The organism is Polaromonas sp. CG_9.11 (assembly GCF_015752225.1).
In the GTDB taxonomy this organism is placed as follows: Bacteria; Pseudomonadota; Gammaproteobacteria; order Burkholderiales; family Burkholderiaceae_C; genus Polaromonas.
In genome coordinates this window covers 237,133-256,928 of the sequence record NZ_JADOVE010000002.1, presented here as the reverse complement: position 1 = coordinate 256,928, position 19,796 = coordinate 237,133, and the positions used below count along the sequence as shown (strand labels likewise).

The window sequence follows — 19,796 nt, the reverse complement described above, 5'->3', positions numbered from 1 at the left end:
ACACGCTAAGCCGTTGATTTAAAACAACTTTCAGATCCTCCCCGGAATCTTGTCGCTGGCTGGCGACAAAAACCGGGGTTTTCGCGCTTTTTGCCCGGATTTTCACTGCCGAAAATCATATTTTTCATACAAGCTATTGATTTTAAAAGGTTTTTAGAAGCTGGCACAGGGTTTGCCCTAGTGATTCCATGCAAGCCTTTTTTCATCATTTACAACCTGCCGGCGCGCCAAGCTGGCAGGTGTCTTTTTCAGCCATGGCCTGCGCCGCCGTGCTGGCCCTGGGCAGCAGCCCGGCAATGGCGTGGAGTCTTGAAGATGTCGCCAAACTCGCCAGCCAGCGCGCGAAAGCACCGTTCAAGCCAGCGTCGCAGGCCGTGCCAGCCGAGCTGGCCAAGATGGAGTACGACGACTACCGCGACATCCGCTTCAAGCCGGAGAGCACGCTGTGGCGCGCCGACAAGCTGGCGTATGAAGCCAACTTTTTTCATGTCGGCCGGCATGGCGACTCGGTTCGTGTCCATGAAATCACCGCCGCAGGCGTCAAGCGCATTCCCTACGACCCGGCCCGCTTCAACTTTGGCAAAAACAAGCTGTCGCCGAAAAGCTGGGGCGACCTGGGCTATGGCGGCGTGCGCTTTTTCAGCAACCTGAACTCGCCGACCTACAAGGACGAGCTGATTGTTTTTTCGGGCGCCAGCTACTTCCGGGCGCTGGGCTCCGGGCAGCTGTACGGCCTGTCCGCGCGCGGCCTGGCGGTGGACACGGCCGGTCCGGGCCAGGAAGAATTCCCGCGTTTCACCGACTACTGGCTGGAAAAGCCCACCGCCGAAGGCGCACCGCTGACGATCTATGCCCTGATGGATTCGGAGCGCATGACTGGCGCCTACCGCTTTGATGTCAAGCCCGGCGAGCAGACGGTGACCGAAGTGCGCGCCCGCCTGTTCATGCGGCCCACCGACAAGCCGGTCACCACCTTGGGTATCGCACCGCTGACGAGCATGTTTTTCTTTGGCGAAAACCAGCCGCGTCCCGGCGACTTCCGGCCTGAAGTGCACGACTCGGACGGCCTGATGATTGCCACCGATGACGGCAAGGGCGGGGGCGAATGGCTCTGGCGCCCGCTGCAAAACCCGGCATCGCCGCTGGTCACTTCGTTCAGCATGCAAAAACTCAAAGGCTTTGGCCTGATGCAGCGCGACCGGGCTTTTCGCAGCTACGAAGATACCGAAGCGCGCTACGAACAGCGCCCCAGCGCCTGGGTGACGCCGCTGAAAGACTTTGGCGCCGGCCGTGTCGAACTGCTGCAATTTGCCACGCCCGACGAAACCCACGACAACGTGGCCGCCTACTGGGTGCCGGAAAAAATGCCGGCCGCCGGCGAGCCGCTGGACCTGGCTTACCAGATCGCCTGGCAGGGCAAGAACCAGCAGTTGCCGCCCAACGGCTGGGTGACGCAGTCACGCCGCGGCATCGGCTATAGCAAGCTCGGCGCCGACGCGCTGGGCCAGCAGATCCAGTTTGTCGTTGATTTTGCCGGTCCAGCCCTGGACGCCCTGCCTGAAAGTGCCAAGGTCGAGGCCGTCACCACGGCGGGCAGCAATGCCCGCGTGGTCGAAAGCCTGGCCTACCGCAACCCGGCCACCGGCGCCTGGCGCATGACCCTTCGCGTCGAGCGGCTCAAGCCAGCCAACGCCGCCGAGCCGGTCCAGCCGATTGAACTGCGCGCCTTTCTCCAACACAACCAACAAACCCTGAGCGAAACATGGACCAACCTGATCACCAACTGAATCGGCGCAGCCAGCTGCGTGAAGAGCGTCATCCCAATGCGGTCACCGCACCGCAGGTGCACCGGGGCTCGATGGCGCCGCGTCCGTGGCGCGGTTTCTGGAACAGCCTGGGCACGGCGGCGCTGCTGCCGGTGCTCAGGCTCACCGGCCGCAAGACGCTCGAACAACCGGCATCCGCCAAGGCGATGGCGCCGTGGCAGCATGCCGCCAGGCGCCGCCGCACAGTGTTCATGCTCTTGACACTGATCAGCACGGTGATGGCGACGGGGCTGTTTGCCGACATGCAGCCGGTCTATGACAACGCCTTCCTGCAATACGGCCAGCTGGCTTTGTTTGCGCTGCTGTCGGCCTGGGTGGTCACTGGCTTCATGACGGCGATGATGGGTTTTTACGTCACCCTGTTCGGCGACGCCCACACCCTGTCGGCCAAAAAAGTCCAGCACCATACGCTGGACAAGTCCACGCGCACCGCCATCATCATGCCAATCTGCAACGAGGACGTGAGCACCGTGTTCGCCGGCCTGCGCGCCACCTGCGAATCGGTCGCAGGGACGGCACACGTGCAGAATTTCGACGTCTTCGTGCTGTCCGACAGCAACGACCCGGCGATCATCAAGGCCGAACGCGCTGCCTGGGAATATCTGCGCGGCCAGCTCGCCAGTCAGCCCGACCAGCCGCAGATCGAGGTCTATTACCGCCTGCGCAAGCGCCGCACCGACCGCAAGGCCGGCAACGTGGCCGACTTTTGCCGCCGCTGGGGCAAGGACTACCGCTACATGGTGGTGCTCGACGCCGACAGCGTGATGAGTGGTGACTGCCTGGTGTCCATGGTCAAGCTGATGCAAGCCAACCCCAGCGCCGGCATCATCCAGACCGCCACCCAGGCCATCGGCCATGTGACGCTGCATGCGCGGGCGCAGCAGTTCGGCTCGCGCGTGACCGGCCGCCTGTTCACGCTGGGCATGCAGTTCTGGCAGATGGGCGAGTCCCACTACTGGGGCCACAACGCCATCATCCGCATCGAGCCCTTCATGCAGCACTGTGCGCTGGACCGCATCAAGGGCACCGGCGGCATGGCCGGCAGCATCATGTCGCACGACTTCGTCGAGGCCGCCTTGATGCGCCGCGCTGGCTACCACGTCTGGCTGGTCGCCGACCTGATCGGCAGCTACGAGCAGCAGCCGCCTGATTTGCTGGCCGAGTTGCAGCGCGACCGCCGCTGGTGCCAGGGCAACCTGCAGAACTCGCGCCTGATCGCCGAGCCCGGCATGCACCCGGTGCACCGCTCGATGTTTGCCACCGGTGCCATGGCTTATCTGTCGGCGCCGCTGTGGCTGTGCTTCATGACCATGGGCACGGCGTTGTGGCTGTCGGGCTCGCCGATGGTCAGCAACTGGGATGTTTTGCCCGGCGAACTGCTGTCGCTGTGGGCCTGGACGCTGTCCATGCTGTTTTTACCGCGCATCCTGGGCATCGTGGCTGTGCTGTTCAAGGGCCAGCAGCAGGCTTATGGCGGCACCGCCAGCCTGCTGCGCAGCGCACTGCTCGAGACGCTGATCGCGTTGCTCCAGGCGCCCATCCGCATGCTGGCGCACTCGCTGTTCGTCGTCATCGCGCTCACAGGCCTGAAGCTGGAATGGAAATCGCCCCCGCGCGAAGCCGCCGCCGTGCCATGGCGCCATGCGCTGGCGCAGCTTGCGCCCATGAGCAGCGTGGTCCTGGTGCTCGCCGCCGGCATTGCGATGATCGACGCCAGCGCGCTCATCTGGCTGCTGCCGGTCGGCTTGCCACTGCTGCTGTCGATTCCGATGACTGTCCTGACCAGCAAGGTCGGCGTGGGCACGGCGATGCGGGCGCAGAACTATTTGCTGATTCCGGAAGAAACGCGCTCGCCCGCCGTGCTGCGCCGCGCCTGGCTGCATGCCAGCCAGCTTGCCAAGCCGCGACTGAAAGCAGCCTGAGGGTCAAGCGCGCAATAACAAATTTTGCAGGATGCTATTTTTTTCATAGCTAGAGAAGCATTCGGAATAAGCGCAAGAGCCTTTTTTCTTTTGAAAAAAGGTTCTTTCTGCTTTTGCTGGCTTTGAGTAACCCGGAAAACCACAGAAACAATAAAATTGATAAAATGTAACTTATGCCTATATTTTGTCAGCAAAGCAATGCCCAGAACATCAACCCGCCCTTCTCTGATGGGTTACTCAAACGACCCATGAAACTCTCCACGTTCATCACCGCCCATCTTGAGAAAATCCTTGTCGAGTGGGACGCTTTTGCCCGAACGCTGTTTGCGGCATCGCCTGCCCCGCCGCATCACATCCTGCGCGACCATGCCGGGGAAATCCTGCAGGCAATCGTCGTTGACATTGAAACGCACCAGACGGCAGCGCAGCAGACTGAGAAGTCCAAGGGCCAGGCCGATGAAAACGTTAGCAAGAAGAGCGCGGCAGCCATTCACGGCACACTGCGCCAGGCCAGCGGTTTCACACTGACCCAGCTCACCGCTGAATACCGGGCCTTGCGCGCCACCGTGCTCAGGCTGTGGATGCCGCACATGCAACTGGGCACGCCCGAAAGCGTGACCGACATGATGCGCTTCAACGAAGCCATGGACCAGGCGCTGGCCCAATCGGTGGTGACGTATTCTGAAAACGCCGACCGCACGCGCGACACCTTCCTGGCCATTTTGGGCCACGACTTGCGCAGCCCGTTGTTCACGATGAAACTGGCAGGCAGCTACCTGATACGGCCCGCCATTGGCACGGAAGGCACCCGCGAGATGGGCGCCCGCGTGGCCCGCAGCGCCGCCAACATGACCGCCATGGTCAAGGATTTGCTGGAATACGCGCGCACGCAACTGGGGGGCGAAATCCCGCTTACCCTGCGCCCCGAGAACATGGCCAGCATCTGCCAGGCGGCACTGGATGACGCCCAGGCCGGCTACCCGGACTGCCCTTTTGAGCTGGAAGCGTCGGGTGATTTGTCGGGTGCTTTCGACAGTGCGCGCCTGCAGCAGCTCTTTTCAAACCTGCTCAACAATGCAGCGCAGTACCGCGACGACACGCGCGCGGTCACGATCACAGCCGTGGGCCAGGCCGATTCGATCACGGTACAGGTGTGCAATCACGGCCCGGTGATTCCCGCCCCGTCGCTGCAAGCCATTTTCGATCCCCTGGTTCAGCTCTCGGTCGAATCAGGGCTGCTGGAAGGCGCCCCTTCGAGCAGCCTGGGACTGGGGCTTTTCATCGCCCGGGAAATCACCATGGCCCACGGCGGCGCCCTCTCAGTGGCGTCGAACGAGCATTCCGGCACGGTATTTACCGTCAAACTCCCGCACGCGCCGGTTGCGCCGCAGGCCAAGGCGTAAGAAAGCAGACCCCGCTGCCCCAATGCAGGGCAGGCTCCCGGCACCAACTCAAGCCGGCGTTTTGGGGTCAGACTCATCACGCAAGGTGGGCTCGCCCGACAAGATTCCATGGTAATTTGTCAGCGCCTTGCCGATCTTGATACCGTCATCGGCGATGTCAAAGAAACGAATTTCTTTGCTGTGGTTGCTGGCCCGAACCTTCACGACCGAGATCACGCGCTTGAACTGCCCGCCAAGTTCAACGTAGCGCAGCATCAAGATGGCATCGGTCAAAAACGCATTGCTGTACGACGAAAAGCGCAGGTCGGTGTAGCGGTCTTCGAGCTCGGCGGTCATCAAGACCGTCACGCCCATGTTGGTCAGCACCGACGTCAGGCGGTACAGGGACTCGCGAAAGTTCTCTTGAAAAATTGACGCCAGCGCCAGTTCGAACGCCGACAGCGAATCAATCACCACCCGCTTGGCCTTGGTTCTTTTGATCAGGCTGACCAGGTCATGCATGATTTCGTCGATGGACAGGTCAAGCGCGCGCGTATCAATGACCGACACCTTGCCGCTTTCAATCAGCTTCTGAAGCCGGCTGTCGAGCAACTGGCTGGGGCTTTTTTCAAATGCGGCAATCACCCCCGACTCGCCCAGCCGCACACCTGCGGCCAGAAACTCGGTGCTTAGCTCGCTTTTTCCACTGCCGCTTGGTCCCACCACCAGCAGGGAATAACCCACCGGCAGGCCCCCGCCCATCATCTTGTCGAGCAGCGGCACGCCCATCGTCAGGCGCTGGTTGCTGGGTAATTGTTTTTTCTGGCTGCCGTCGTCCTTCAGAATGACGCGCGGGAACACCTCGACCCCCTCATCGGTGATGCGAAAGGTGTGCAAACCGGGCCGCTGCGCTTGACCCCGCATTTTGACCACCTGCAGCTTGCGCACCATCGCGTCGCGGTGGACATGCTGGGACATCCAGACAATGCCGTCAGCCACGGTGAATACCGGGCTTGAATTTTCTTCCTGCGCCGGGTATTCGCCGATCAGAAAAGTTGTAGCTTGCCAGCTGGTCATCTGCACACCGAGCGCCTGAATAAAGTGCTGCAATCCCCACGCACTGTCGTCTCTGAAATCCCTGACCGGCTGCACCATCGAACGGAACGAATCCACGAACACCAGGCTGGGCGAAAAGATTTCCACCTCTTCAACGATGCGGGCCAGCACGCGGTCAAATTCTCCGTCGAGCAGGTCGCCCGAAAGGTTGACAAACTTGATGGACGTGTTGATCTTGTCGATGTCAAAGTGGGGAAACTGCTGCTGGTAACGCAGCATCTTGAGCGGCGGCTCGCCCAGCACGGTAAAAAACAGCGCGCGCCGGTGCGGGTTGGCCAGCGAGAACATGATCTGGTGCGCCATCGTGGTCTTGCCCGAGCCGGGCGTGCCGGCAATCAGGTTGAAGGAAAATTCCGGTATGCCACCGCCCAGCAGTTCATCCAGTCCGGCAACCCCTGTTGGCAGTTGGCGTATGGTTACTCTTTTACTCATTTTGGAAAGTCCTTAGCGGATGTGTCGAAAGTCTTGTCATTCCAGGCCGAGTGCAAAAGATGAGTTGTTAATTCCTCGCCTATCAATGAAGCGAGTACATCCAGAAAAATGGTGAACAGCGCGAGGCTGCCAAACCGGGCCTCGGCTGCATCCTGCTGCGAAAGGACGGCCTGCAAGTGAGTGAAACGCTCCTGGATGGCAGATTTTGTGAGGTCTGGCGCAATCCAGGGATGCAGCCTGGACGCCAGGCGCAGGCTGCGCGTGTAAAGCGGCTTGAAACCGCCCTCGCCAATGATTGAAATCAGTTGGGGCGCCAGCCGCTCCCAAAGGTGCAGGGTAACGTTTGCCACCGTTTCAGGAAGCGTGGTCAGCGCCGCTTCTATCAGTTGGCTGCGCGTAGGTTCAGTATTTTCCATGGGTCAGGTGATGGCGTCTGAAGGGAAATTTTTTGAAATCAGCGCCTCCAGCATCTCCATGGAAACCGGCTTGATCAAATAATGGTCGAAACCCACTTCCTTGGCATGGACCAGGTAGCCCTGCTGGTCGTAGCCCGTGATGGCCACGCAGAAAGGCTTGGGCACCAGCTGCAGCGCCCGGATTCGGCGGATCACCTCATAGCCATTCATGGTCGGCAAGCCGATATCGGAGACCACGATGTCGTAAAGACCATCTTTTGCCATGGCAAGCCCGTCCAGGCCGTTGTAGGCAGAATCGACAGCATGACCATAGAGCGTCAGGCAGCTATTGAGCGTTGCATTGGCATCAAGGTTGTCTTCAATCACCAGTATCCGGCAAGGCCGGGCCGGATGGGCATCGATGGTCAGGTGGGCTTCAGAGGCCATGGCTTGTGCGGACACTGGCAGCTCAACGATGAACTCGCTGCCGCAACCCACTCCCTGACTGCGTACCTGCACAGTGCCGCCATGCATTTGCACCAGCGTACGCACCATGGACAGCCCGATGCCCAGCCCGCCTTGCGAACGGTCCAGCGTGTTGCTTGCCTGCGTGAACAGGTCAAAAATGAAAGGCTGGACTTTTGGATCAATGCCGATGCCCTGGTCCTTCACGCAAATGCGCACCGTGCCAGCCTCAGACAGGCGCGCCGACACGGTGATGGATGCCTGGCGCGGCGAAAACTTGCTGGCATTGATCAGGAGGTTGGAGAACACCTGCGACAGGCGCACTCCGTCGCCATCAAGCGTGACGGGCTCGCCCGGCAGGTCAACGATCAGTTGCTGGCCGAGCTTGAGGAAATGCGGCTGGCTGATTTCAGCCGCGCTTTGCACAATGCCGCTCAGCACCAGCAAGCCTTTTTCAAGAGTGATTTTTCCGCTGTTGACACGCGCTGCGTCGAGCAAGTCTTCCAGCAGCCGCTTCATGTGGGCGATTTGCCGGGCAATGATTTGCTGGATGTCAGGCAGCAGCGGATGGGCCGTGGAAATTTTTCCGAGCATTTCGGCCGCCAGTGCGATGGGCCCCAGCGGGTTGCGCAATTCGTGCGCCAGCATCGACAAGAATTCTGTCTGCCGCTCCACCGAGGCTTCGGCCTGATCCTGCAAATCCTGCGCCCGCAAGGAAGCAATCACCAAGTGCTCATTGGCTTCACGCAGCATGCTGGCCAGCTCCTGCGGGATTTCTTGGCTTTCTGGAAAAGAGGAATTTTTATGTGGCTGCAATCAATGACCTTTCCTTGAACAAACCATCTGCCGATGATCGCAGGGTAGAACCTGATTTTCATGGGAGTCAGCGGGTAACCACTTACAGATTTCGGCAACAACAAACAGAAAGTTTTATTTGAAACGCCGAACAGTCAAGTGTGGTCATGATTTTTTCAAAGTCAAGCCATTACCCTTTTGGTTTCAGGAGTGAATTGCTTCAAAGCTTGGGCGCCTGGACGCGACGAAACATGAGTTTTCGTAACTTCCAAGGGAAAACCCATGAACTCATCGCCAGTGAACCGCAGGACGCGTCTCCCGGGTGGAGTATCAGCCGGCACAACGTAGAGCAGTTGTCCTACATTTTCAGCGCGGTGCGAATGTTGCGGAACACCTGGGACGCTTTTGCAGCCTGCACGACCAAAAATGCTCGATGCTATTGAAAAAATAGCATCATGCGCATATACGGAGTGCGCCAGGGCCTGTTTTGATCTAAAAGCCAGCATTTCAAAACTTCGGCATGCCCTTCATGCCGCCCATGCGCTTCATCATCTTCATCATGCCGCTGCCCTTCATCTTTTTCATCATGCCCTGCATCTGCTCGAACTCGCCCAGCAGGCGGTTGACTTCCTGAACATGCACGCCCGAGCCGTTGGCGATGCGGCGCTTGCGCGTTGCCTTGATGAGGTCGGGCTTGCGGCGCTCCAGCGGCGTCATGCTCAGGATGATGGCTTCCTTGCGCTTCATGTCCTTTTCGGCCTTGTCCATGTCGATGGCGCCGGCCTTGGCCGCCATCTGCGTTGGCAGCTTGTCGAGCAAGCTGCTCAAGCCGCCCATATTTTTCATCTGCTGGAGCTGGCTTAAAAAGTCGTTCAGGTCAAACCCGTCGCCGGACTTGATCTTGGCGGCGAGCTTTTGCGCTTCGGCCATGTTGACGCCCGAAGCCATCTGCTCGACCAGCGCGACGATGTCGCCCATGCCCAAAATACGCCCGGCGTGGCGTTCGGCGTCGAACACTTCCAGGCCGTCGAGCTTTTCGCTGGTGCCCGAGAACTTGATCGGCGCGCCGGTGATCTGGCGCACCGACAGCGCCGCGCCGCCGCGCGAGTCGCCATCGGTCTTGGTCAGGATGATGCCGGTCAGCGGCAACGCTTCCTTGAACGCCTTGGCGGTGTTGACGGCATCCTGGCCCTGCATGGCATCGACCACGAACAGCGTTTCGACCGGCTTGAGGATGGCATGCAGTTCCTTGATTTCATTCATCAGGATTTCGTCAATCGCCAGCCGGCCGGCGGTATCAACCAGCAGCACGTCAAAGAAATGCCGGCGCGCGTAGTCGAGCGCGGCGCGGGCGATGTCGGCCGGCTTCTGGTCGGGCGAGCTGGGGAACCATTCGGCACCCGCCTGCTTGGTGACGACTTTCAGCTGTTCGATGGCGGCCGGCCGGTACACGTCGCCCGACACCGTCAGCACTTTTTTCTTGCGCTTTTCAATCAGGTGCTTGGCCAGCTTGGCGGTGGTGGTGGTCTTGCCCGCGCCCTGCAGGCCGGCCATCAGGATCACGGCGGGTGGCTGCGCGGCCAGGTTGATGTCGCTGACGCCTTCACCCATGGTGGCGGCGAGTTCCTTGCTGACGATGCCGACCAGCGCCTGGCCGGGTGAGAGCGAGCCCATCACCTCCTGGCCCATGGCTTTTTCCTTGACGCGGGCAATGAAGTCCCGCACCACCGGCAGGGCCACGTCGGCCTCCAGCAGCGCCATGCGCACTTCGCGCAGCATGTCCTGGACATTGGATTCGGTGATGCGGGCCTGGCCGCGCATTTCCTTGACGAGGCGGGATAACTTGTCGGTAAGGGCTGTAGCCATGAAGTGGTGTCCTGAAACGGGCGCTGCGGGGGAGCCAAAGGCCGGAGGAGACCGGGCCAGGCGCTAAACTCTGCGAATGATTTTAGCTTTCAGCAGTGGATGGGGTCTCGGGGCGGCAGCTGGTGCGGCGGCGGCCTATGCAGTGCTTGCACTGGCGACGCCCCGTCTGGGCGAAGGGGCCCTGCGCGGCCTGCTGCTGGCGGCCTGGGGACTGCATGCGCTCACGCTGGTCGAGGCCCTGCTTGGCACGCCTCCTCGTTTTGGTTTTGCCCCGGCAATCTCCATGACGGTCTGGCTGGTGCTGACGGTGTATGCAGTGGAACGCAGGCTGTTTCCGCAGCTTCATGCCCATTGGGCGCTGGCCGGACTGGGCAGCGCCGCCGTCATCCTGTCGCTGGTTTTCCCGGGCACCAGCTACCACGTGATCGCCTCGCCGTGGCTGCCTCTGCACTGGGCCCTGGGCATTGCCTCCTACGGGCTGTTTGCGGTGGCCGTGGTGCATGGCTGGCTGATGGTGCGGGCCGAGCGCGCCATCCGGCAGGCCGAGCAAAGCGACACCGGCGTTCCCCTGCTGACGCTGGAACGCCTCACCTTCCGGTTTGTCGAAGCCGGCTTCGTGCTGCTGTCGGCCACCTTGGCTGTGGGCTGGCTGTTTGCCGAAACCCTGTATGGTCCCGGTCTGGGCTGGAAATGGGACCACAAGACGATTTTTTCACTGCTGGCGTGGGCCGTCTTCGCCGGCTTGCTGATCGGGCGCGCACGGCTGGGCTGGCGCGGCCTGACGGCCGTTCGCGTGCTTTACCTGGGTTCCGGACTGCTGCTGCTGAGCTATGCCGGTTCGCGCTTTGTGCTTGAAGTCATCCTGAGGCGGGCATGAAATACTTGCTCGTCATTCTCCTGATCCTGGTGGTTTTCTGGCTTTGGCGCAGCGGCCGGCCGGGTCCGAAAAAGGCAGCGCCGCCGCGTCGCACACAAAGCAAGTCCTCAGAGAAAAAAGAAATCACCGAAATGGTCGCCTGCGGTTTCTGCCACGTTCACCTGGCCAAGTCTGAAGCCCTGATCGGGCGTGACGGCTTTTACTGCAGCGAGGCACACCGTCGTGAGGCCGGGGCCTAGATGAGAGGGCCGATGCTGTTCTGGCGAAACACAACAGAAAACGCCGCTGGCGCCTGGGAGCCGGAAACCGCGCAGGGCTCCTTCGGGCGACTGTGGGGCATGTTCCTGAATGCCCGCGTCGCCATCGCAGCCGTGCTGGTCATCTTGCAAGAGGCGCTCCAGGCCCTGGGCACGCCGCTGAACTTCTGGACGCTGGCAGTCTGTATTGCCTATCTTGGCGCAACACTGGCCGTTCGCCTCTGGGCCCCCCCCCGCCCGCTTAACAGCACGTTTGACGGATTCTGGGTATTGACCATCGGCGTGGATGTGATGGTGTTCTCGCTGCTCAACTTTTACCAGGCGAGCGTCCCGAATTACACGCCGCTTTTTGCGCTGCCGGTGTTGCTGGCTTCGGTGCTTGGCCCCATCGTGCTGGCTTTTGGCACGGCAGCCAGCGTGACACTGCTGCTGCTGGCCGACGCCGCAGGGACTGCAGTGCAAGGCGGCGGTGAAGTCAACGCACGTCTTTTGCAGGCAGCGTTGAGCGGCTCCGGATTTTTTCTCGTGGCCCTGCTCGCCAACCAGCTGGCCACGCGGCTCGCACGGGAAGAAAAACTGACCAAGGAAAGCCAGTCGGCTGCCCGCATGCAGATACAGGTCAATGAACTGGTGGTGGCCACACTCGCGGAAGGCGTGCTGGTCATGGATGGCAATGGCTTTGTACGCTCAGCCAATCCTGCGGCACGACGCCTGCTGGCCGCACAGGAAACAGCGTTCCCAGCGCCTTTCAAGCTGGGCGCACAATCAGCCTGGCAACCATTGGTCGAGTTGATGCAACATACTTTTGCACAACAATCGGCGTATGAAAGCAACATCAGCCTCGTCCATCCGGGCCTGAACGCCAGACGCCTGCAGGTTCGTTCCCGGCTGACCGAGTCAAGAGACGGCCCGCATGAAAGCCTGTGCGTGATGTTTCTGGAAGACCTGCGTGAAATGGAGGCCCGCGTTCGGATTGAGAAGCTGGCGGCCATGGGGCGCATGTCGACTGCGGTGGCGCATGAAATCCGCAACCCGCTGGCCGCCATTGCACAGGCCAATGCACTGCTTGAAGAAGACCTGCAAGAGGCAAGCCAGCGCCAGCTCACCGCAATGATTGCTCAAAACGCCCAGCGCCTGGCAAAAATCGTTGATGAAGTGCTCGACATATCGCGCGCGCAGCAGGAAATTCCGGCACCGCAGACCACCAGCCTGTGGCTTGACGAAGCGGCGCGGCGGATCGCGAATGATTGGGCCCGGCAAAATGCAAGCTCCGGACAATTGCGCATCTGCACCGACTGCGCGAACACGGAAGTCGGCTTTGACGACGACCATTTGCGGCGCCTGATGCTCAACCTGCTCGACAATGCCTTGCGCTACACCAGTGGCGCAGCCCAGGGGATTGAAGTCAGCACCCAGCGGGTGGCGCCAGGCCAGGCCAGGCTGTCAGTCTGGAGCGATGGCCAGACGCTGGAGGAAACCGTCCAGGCCCATCTGTTCGAGCCTTTCTTCTCGTCCGAAAGCCGGTCTACCGGGCTGGGCCTGTATATCTGCCGCGAACTGTGCGAGCGCTACGGCGCCCAGATCGGTTACCAGCGGGTGCCGCGGGAAAATATCCAGGGCAATGAATTTTTCATCATGTTCCAGCCTGCGTCACAGCGCCTGCGCACCGAGCTGCCGAGCATGGATTCCGTCCTCGTCTGAAAAATCATGCATTCGCAAGCACCCGCACCCTTACCCTTACCCGCCCGCATCCTGATCGTTGACGACGAGCCCGACTTGCGCACCCTGTACGAGTTGACGCTGCTTCGGCAGGGCTACCGCATAGAAGCCGCCGGCACGATTCAACAGGCTCGCGAACATCTTGGAGCCGCCCGGTTCGATGCGGTGATCACCGACATGCGCCTGCCTGACGGGCTGGGGCTTGAACTGCTGCGCGAACTGGCCCAACAGCAACGCGCAGAACGCTGCGTGGTCATCACGGCGCACGGTTCGGCCAAAAATGCGGTCGAGGCACTGAAGGCCGGGGCCTTTGACTACCTCACCAAACCGGTTGACCTCCAGCAGTTCCGCAGTGTGGTGGCGTCGGCCGTGCAGGAAACCCGAAACGTCAGCCAGGCCCTTGCCAAGGCCGATAGCCGCAGCCCAACGGCCGGGGCGGCTGTCCCGGCGCCCGGCAAACCGCCTGACGCGGCGCCCATCCTGCAAAAGCTGGTCGGTCAAACGCCCGTGATGCAAGCCGTCAAGTCACGCATCGTGAAGGTCGCCGGCAGCATGGCGCCAGTACTGATTCGCGGCGAGTCCGGCACCGGCAAGGAACTCGTGGCGCGCGCCGTGCATGGCTGCAGCCACCGTGCGGCCCATCCCTTTGTGGCCGTCAACTGCAGCGCGATTCCCGAAAACCTGCTCGAAGCCGAGTTCTTTGGCGCGCGCAAGGGTGCCTACACTGGCTCGGTGCAGGACCGGCAGGGCTACTTTCAGGCGGCCAAGGGCGGAACGCTGTTTCTCGACGAGATTGGCGACCTGCCGCTGGCCATGCAGTCCAAGCTGCTCCGGGCGATCCAGGAGCGCACCGTACGGCCGCTGGGCTCGCCGCAGGAAGACATGGTCGACGTTCGCATCGTCAGCGCCACCCACAAGGACCTGGCACTGGGGGTCGAGGTTGGCAGTTTTCGCCAGGACCTGTATTACCGGCTCAATGTGATCGAGATCACGGTGCCCCCGCTGCGCGAACGGCTGGACGATTTGCCAGCACTTTGCCATGCCCTGCTGGCCCGGATCTGCCAGGAATCCGGCCTGGAGGTACCCGTGCTGAATCCTGCGGTGCTCGCCCATCTGCGTTCGCTGCCGCTCAACGGCAATGTCCGCGAACTGGAAAATATCCTGCATCGGGCTGTCGCCCTGGGTGAAGACAGTCTGTCGCAGGTTGACACGCCGCCAGAGCAGCCTGTAGCAGTTCCAGAAAATCTTCAAAATTTTCTAGACCAGCAGGAGCGAAGCATCCTGGTCAAGGTATTGCAGGAAACCGGTTTCAACCGCACGGCTGCCGCCATCCGGCTGGGTTTGAGCCTGCGCCAGATCCGCTACCGCATTGCCCGCCTGGGAATCACCACGCCAGGCCACGATGATGCGGCCGAAGCCCTCGATGACCTTGCCTGAAGCAGGCCTGCCGCCAGGCACTGGCTTGTGGCAGCACGGCTGGTATCGGCATGCGCGGGCCATGGTGTCGCCGAACGTCAATCAGCGCCCTGCTGGCGCGAAAATTGATTTGGTCGTGATTCACTCAATCAGCCTGCCGCCGGGGAAATTCGGCAATGGCAACGTGCAGCGCCTTTTCACCAACCAGCTCGACTGGGACGCGCATCCCTACTTCCAGGGCATCCGGGGACTTGAGGTTTCAGCGCACTTTTTTATCACCCGCACAGGGGCCCTTTGGCAATTCGTCGGCTGCGACGACCGTGCCTGGCATGCCGGCCACTCGGCTTACCGGGAACGAAGCCAGTGCAATGACGACTCGATTGGCATCGAACTCGAAGGCCTGGAAGGAAGCATTTTTGAAGCACCGCAATATGAAACACTTGCCAGCCTGTGCGCAGCGCTTATGCAGGCCTATCCCGTGGCGCATATCGCCGGACACGAGCATATTTCGCCGGGGCGAAAACTAGACCCGGGACCTGGCTTCGACTGGCGCCTGCTGCAGGATTCACTGGCTTTGCCCAATCGGTATTTACCCCGACTTGCTTGAGGGCACTCTCGTGTGTGTCGACTTGCAGGCCCCTGCATGCATGCCATGATCCCAGCCTGAACATCTTGCCTGTCGAGGCTTTATAAGCGTCTGCAAACCAAAACCGGCGGAAAGCCGCGCCAGCACTAGGCCGGGTATCGAAAAGCCTGATTCCATCAGGCTTGCGCAAGGTCGCATGGAAAACCGGAGCTCTTTGACGGCATTAAAAAATAATAAAAAAGCCAGGTTGGATACCGACAACACCAGGCAACGGTACACTACCGGTAGTGGTTGCAGCGGCGTCAGACACTAGGTATAGTGCTTAACCATCAATCAGCCCATTTGGGACTGGTCACCCAATTGAAGAGAAAACCAGTCTGTCGAAACGCTGGTTTTCGACAGGCCTCTTCTTTTTACTGATCCCGCATATCACTTGTTCGCCACAAAAAATTCAGAGGAAATCATGCAAACAGCACCCTACGCCGTGCCCCATTCATCCAATGTTCCCGTCAGCAGTTCTACCCGCAACACCGAACTGGCTGTTTCCGGCGCGCTGGCCAACTACCAGATCATTCGCCGCAATGGCTCGGTCGTCGCATTCGAGCCGCACAAGATTGCCGTTGCCATGATGAAGGCTTTTCTAGCCATCCATGGCACCCAGGGCGCGGCATCGGCCAGTGTGCGCGAAACCGTCGACACCCTGACCCAGGCCGTCGTTCGCGCGCTGATGCGCTCACGCCCCAGCGGCGGCACTTTCCACATCGAGGATGTGCAGGACCAGGTTGAACTTGGCCTGATGCGCGGCGGTCACCACGAAATCGCCCGCGCCTATGTGCTGTACCGCGAAAAGCACAACCAGGAGCGAACCCGGCAACTGCAGACCCAGACGCCTGCCGTGCCGCAACTGCATGTCATGGATGGCGGCAAGCGGGTGGCGCTCGACATTGCCAACCTGCAGGCGCTGATCCAGGCCTCCTGCGCCAACCTCGGCGCCGACGTGAAGCCCGACCCGATTGTTTCGGAAACCATGCGCAACCTCTATGACGGTGTGCCCATCGACGAGGTCTACAAGGCGTCCATCCTGGCGGCCCGTACGCTGATTGAAAAGGACCCTGACTACACCTACGCCACTGCGCGCCTGCTGATGCACACCATCCGCCGGGAAGTGCTGGGCGAGGAAGTCAACCATGAAGCCATGGTGCTGCGCTACCCAAGTTATTTTCCCGAGTTCATCGCCAAGGGCGTGAAAAACGAACTGCTGGACGAAAAACTCCAGCAGTTCGACCTGGCGCGCCTGGGCGCGGCGCTCAAGCCTGAACGCGACCTTCAGTTCGACTACCTTGGCCTGCAAACGCTGTTTGACCGCTACTTCCTGCACGTTCGCAAGCAGCGCATCGAGTTGCCGCAAGCCTTTTTCATGCGCGTGGCCATGGGCCTGTCGCTCAATGAGCAAAATCGCGAAGAACGCGCGATCGAGTTCTACGAAATCCTGTCGTCGTTCGACTTCATGTCGAGTACGCCGACGCTGTTCAATGCCGGCACGCTGCGCTCGCAGCTGTCATCGTGCTACCTGACCACCGTGGCCGACGACCTGGGCGGCATCTACGACGCCATCAAGGAAAACGCGCTGCTGTCAAAATTTGCCGGTGGCCTGGGCAACGACTGGACGCCGGTGCGCGCCATGGGCGCCCACATCAAGGGCACCAACGGCGAATCGCAAGGCGTCGTACCCTTCCTGAAAGTCGTCAACGACACCGCCGTGGCGGTCAACCAGGGCGGCAAGCGCAAGGGCGCAGTCTGTGCCTACCTGGAAACCTGGCACCTGGACATCGAGGAATTCCTGGAACTGCGCAAGAACACCGGCGACGACCGCCGCCGCACGCACGACATGAACACGTCGAACTGGATTCCCGACCTGTTCATGCGCCGCGTGATGGAAAAAGGCAGCTGGACACTGTTCTCGCCGTCCGACACGCCCGACCTGCACGACAAGTACGGCCAGGACTTTGAAAAGGCTTACGTAGCCTACGAAGCGCGCGCCGAGCGCGGCGAACTCAAGCCCTCGCGCAAGCTGCAGGCCACCGACATGTGGCGCAAGATGCTGTCGATGCTGTTCGAAACCGGCCATCCGTGGATCACCTTCAAGGACGCCTGCAACATCCGCTCGCCGCAGCAGCATGTCGGCGTCGTGCATTCGTCCAACCTGTGCACCGAGATCACGCTCAACACCAGCGAAACCGAAACCGCCGTCTGCAACCTGGGCTCGATCAACCTGGTCCAGCACCTGAAAGACGGCGCGCTCGACCACGACAAGCTGAAAAAGACCATCACCACGGCCATGCGCATGCTGGACAACGTGATTGACATCAACTACTACGCCGTGGAAAAGGCCCGCCATTCCAATCTGCAGCATCGCCCGGTCGGACTGGGGCTGATGGGTTTCCAGGACTGCCTGTACGAGTTGCGCGTGCCTTATGCATCGCAGGCAGCAGTGGAATTTGCGGACACGTCGATGGAGGCCATCTGCTACCACGCCTACTGGGCCTCGACCGAACTGGCCAGGGAACGCGGCCAGTACGCCAGCTACCAGGGTTCGCTGTGGGACAAAGGCATCCTGCCGCTCGACACGCTGGACATGCTGGCCAAGGAACGCGGCGGCTATGTCGAAGTGGACCGCTCCGCGACGCTCGATTGGGACGCGCTGCGCCAGAAGATTGCAAAAGACGGTATGCGCAACTCAAACTGCGTCGCCATTGCCCCCACCGCGACGATTTCCAACATCATCGGCGTCGATGCCTGCATCGAACCCTGCTTCGGCAACCTGTCGGTCAAGTCCAACCTGTCGGGCGAGTTCACCGTCATCAACCACTACCTGGTGCGCGACCTGAAAAAGCTCGGCCTGTGGGACGACGTGATGGTGGTGGACCTGAAGCATTTCGACGGCTCGCTGCGGCCCATCGACCGCGTGCCCCAGGACATCAAGTCGCTGTACGCCACGGCATTTGAAATCGAAACCTCGTGGCTGGTGGAAGCCGGATCGCGCCGCCAGAAATGGATTGACCAGGCGCAGTCGCTCAACATCTACATGGCCGGCGCCTCGGGCAAGAAGCTGGACGAAACCTACAAGCTGGCTTGGGTTCGGGGCCTGAAAACAACCTACTACCTGCGCACCCAAAGTGCCACGCACGTCGAGAAATCAACCGTCACCGCCGGCAAGATGAACTCTGTGTCTTCAGGTTCGCAAACGGCGGCCGCGGGCATGAGCGCCATCGACAAGGCAGCGGCAGCCGCGCAGGCACAGATGAGCGCGTCACCTGCAACCGACATCAAGTTCTGCGCGATTGACGATCCAGGCTGCGAAGCCTGTCAATAAAAAAGTTGCGCATTGCTGACCGGAATTTTCTGTTCGACTCGCTTTGAATCGGACGCAAAAAGCCGGTGCAACTGCACAACAAAACCCCGTAGCGGCGCGAATCAACACTTTTCATTTTTCACCGCTGCTTTCATAATCTTCAAGTATTGGAATTTCCTATGTTGACCTGGGACGAAGAAGTCAAACCATCTTTGCAGATTTCCTACCCCAGCGATTTGCCAGCCAGCCGCTCAGCGGATGTCACGTCGCCTTCTCATGCTCCTTTAGCGCATCCAGCGGCTGAAGCGCCTGCGCCTGCCGCAAAGGCAAAGCGCGTCAAGGCGTCCGACAAGCGCATCATCAACGGGCAGACCGACGTCAACCAGTTGGTGCCATTCAAGTACAAGTGGGCCTGGGAGAAATACCTGTCCTCCTGCGCCAACCACTGGATGCCTCAGGAGGTCAACATGACCCGCGACATCGCGCTGTGGAAAGACCCCAATGGCCTGACCGATGACGAGCGCCGGCTCGTCATGCGTAACCTCGGATTTTTCGTGACAGCCGACTCGCTCGCTGCCAACAACATCGTGCTGGGCACCTACCGCCATATCACCGCGCCCGAATGCCGCCAGTTTTTGCTGCGCCAGGCCTTCGAGGAAGCCATTCATACCCACGCTTACCAGTACATCACCGAGTCGCTGGGTTTGGACGAGGCCGAGATATTCAACGCCTACAACGAAGTGCAGTCCATTAAGGACAAGGACCAGTTCCTGATCCCGTTCATCGAAGCGATTTCCGATCCAACCTTCAAGACTGGCACGCCCGAAGCAGATCAGACCCTGCTCAAGTCACTGATCGTGTTTGCCTGCCTGATGGAAGGCCTGTTCTTCTATGTTGGCTTCACACAAATTCTGGCATTGGGCCGGCAAAACAAAATGACCGGCGCGGCCGAGCAGTACCAGTACATCCTGCGCGACGAGTCGATGCACTGCAACTTTGGCATCGACCTGATCAACCAGCTCAAGCTGGAAAATCCCCACCTCTGGACTGCCGAATTCAAGGCCGAGATCAACGCCCTCTTCATGAAAGCCGTAGAACTCGAATACCGCTATGCCGAAGACACCATGCCGCGCGGCGTACTGGGTCTCAACGCCTCCATGTTCAAAGGTTACCTTCGCTACATCGCCAACCGCCGTGCCACGCAGATCGGACTTGAAACGCTTTTTCCAAACGAGGAAAATCCGTTCCCGTGGATGAGCGAAATGATTGACCTGAAAAAAGAACGCAACTTCTTTGAAACTCGTGTGATCGAATACCAGTCTGGCGGTGCTCTCTCCTGGGATTGACAGCATACGATTGACAAAAAGCACAAGGTCCACACAACAATGAT

Annotated in this window: 14 protein-coding genes; 10 read left to right on the top strand and 4 right to left on the bottom strand. The window is 60.3% G+C overall.

The window, feature by feature from the left end:
* Positions 1-188: 188 nt before the first annotated feature.
* From IWX85_RS02950 to IWX85_RS02940, 3 genes are all read left to right on the top strand, one after another.
* The gene (locus IWX85_RS02950; protein WP_196868698.1) at positions 189-1,787 is read left to right on the top strand and encodes a glucan biosynthesis protein G; all 1,599 of its coding nucleotides are present in this window, start codon (positions 189-191) and stop codon (positions 1,785-1,787) included.
* Positions 1,763-3,748 carry a glucans biosynthesis glucosyltransferase MdoH gene (mdoH, locus tag IWX85_RS02945; protein ID WP_196868697.1) on the top strand — a complete coding sequence of 662 codons (1,986 nt, stop codon included), beginning with the start codon at positions 1,763-1,765 and terminating at the stop codon, positions 3,746-3,748. The genes IWX85_RS02950 and mdoH overlap by 25 nt, the downstream gene beginning before the upstream one ends.
* Positions 3,749-3,996: 248 nt before the next feature.
* Positions 3,997-5,151 carry a sensor histidine kinase KdpD gene (locus tag IWX85_RS02940; protein ID WP_196868696.1) on the top strand — a complete coding sequence of 385 codons (1,155 nt, stop codon included), beginning with the start codon at positions 3,997-3,999 and terminating at the stop codon, positions 5,149-5,151.
* Between the two features lie 48 nt (positions 5,152-5,199).
* On the opposite strand, the gene IWX85_RS02935 is transcribed toward IWX85_RS02940, so the two are convergent.
* From IWX85_RS02935 to ffh, 4 genes are all read right to left on the bottom strand, one after another.
* A complete protein-coding gene (locus IWX85_RS02935; RefSeq protein WP_196868695.1) occupies positions 5,200-6,678 on the bottom strand; it encodes an ATPase domain-containing protein in 1,479 nt (492 codons plus the stop codon).
* On the bottom strand, positions 6,675-7,094 hold the full coding sequence (locus tag IWX85_RS02930; RefSeq protein WP_196862091.1) for a hypothetical protein: 420 nt from the start codon (positions 7,092-7,094) through the stop codon (positions 6,675-6,677). Before IWX85_RS02930 ends, IWX85_RS02935 begins: the two co-directional genes overlap by 4 nt.
* A 3-nt stretch (positions 7,095-7,097) precedes the next feature.
* On the bottom strand, positions 7,098-8,291 hold the full coding sequence (locus IWX85_RS02925; RefSeq protein WP_196868694.1) for a hybrid sensor histidine kinase/response regulator: 1,194 nt from the start codon (positions 8,289-8,291) through the stop codon (positions 7,098-7,100).
* 549 nt (positions 8,292-8,840) lie between these two features.
* Positions 8,841-10,199, bottom strand: coding sequence for a signal recognition particle protein (ffh, locus tag IWX85_RS02920; protein ID WP_196868693.1), 1,359 nt, complete (start codon positions 10,197-10,199; stop codon positions 8,841-8,843).
* Positions 10,200-10,275: 76 nt separating this feature from the next.
* Here ffh and IWX85_RS02915 point away from each other — a divergent pair, with 76 nt between their 5' ends.
* The 7 genes from IWX85_RS02915 (at position 10,276) to IWX85_RS02885 (ending at position 19,752) form a co-directional block, all read left to right on the top strand.
* Positions 10,276-11,076 carry an inner membrane protein YpjD gene (locus IWX85_RS02915; RefSeq protein ID WP_036809119.1) on the top strand — a complete coding sequence of 267 codons (801 nt, stop codon included), beginning with the start codon at positions 10,276-10,278 and terminating at the stop codon, positions 11,074-11,076.
* Positions 11,073-11,315 (top strand): PP0621 family protein, encoded by a 243-nt coding sequence (locus IWX85_RS02910; protein WP_196868692.1) that lies wholly within the window; start codon positions 11,073-11,075, stop codon positions 11,313-11,315. Before IWX85_RS02915 ends, IWX85_RS02910 begins: the two co-directional genes overlap by 4 nt.
* A 12-nt stretch (positions 11,316-11,327) precedes the next feature.
* Complete coding sequence (locus IWX85_RS02905) at positions 11,328-13,034, top strand: ATP-binding protein (protein ID WP_231379484.1); 1,707 nt, start codon at positions 11,328-11,330, stop codon at positions 13,032-13,034.
* Between the two features lie 6 nt (positions 13,035-13,040).
* Positions 13,041-14,489: a sigma-54 dependent transcriptional regulator gene (locus tag IWX85_RS02900; RefSeq protein ID WP_196868690.1), complete on the top strand. Its 1,449-nt coding sequence runs from the start codon at positions 13,041-13,043 to the stop codon at positions 14,487-14,489.
* On the top strand, positions 14,476-15,075 hold the full coding sequence (gene ampD, locus IWX85_RS02895; protein ID WP_196868689.1) for a 1,6-anhydro-N-acetylmuramyl-L-alanine amidase AmpD: 600 nt from the start codon (positions 14,476-14,478) through the stop codon (positions 15,073-15,075). The genes IWX85_RS02900 and ampD overlap by 14 nt, the downstream gene beginning before the upstream one ends.
* A gap of 442 nt (positions 15,076-15,517) precedes the next feature.
* Positions 15,518-18,427, top strand: coding sequence for a ribonucleoside-diphosphate reductase subunit alpha (locus IWX85_RS02890; RefSeq protein ID WP_196868688.1), 2,910 nt, complete (start codon positions 15,518-15,520; stop codon positions 18,425-18,427).
* A 158-nt stretch (positions 18,428-18,585) separates the two neighbouring features.
* Positions 18,586-19,752, top strand: a complete 1,167-nt coding sequence (locus IWX85_RS02885; protein WP_036809107.1) for a ribonucleotide-diphosphate reductase subunit beta — start codon at positions 18,586-18,588, stop codon at positions 19,750-19,752.
* Positions 19,753-19,796: the final 44 nt, after the last annotated feature.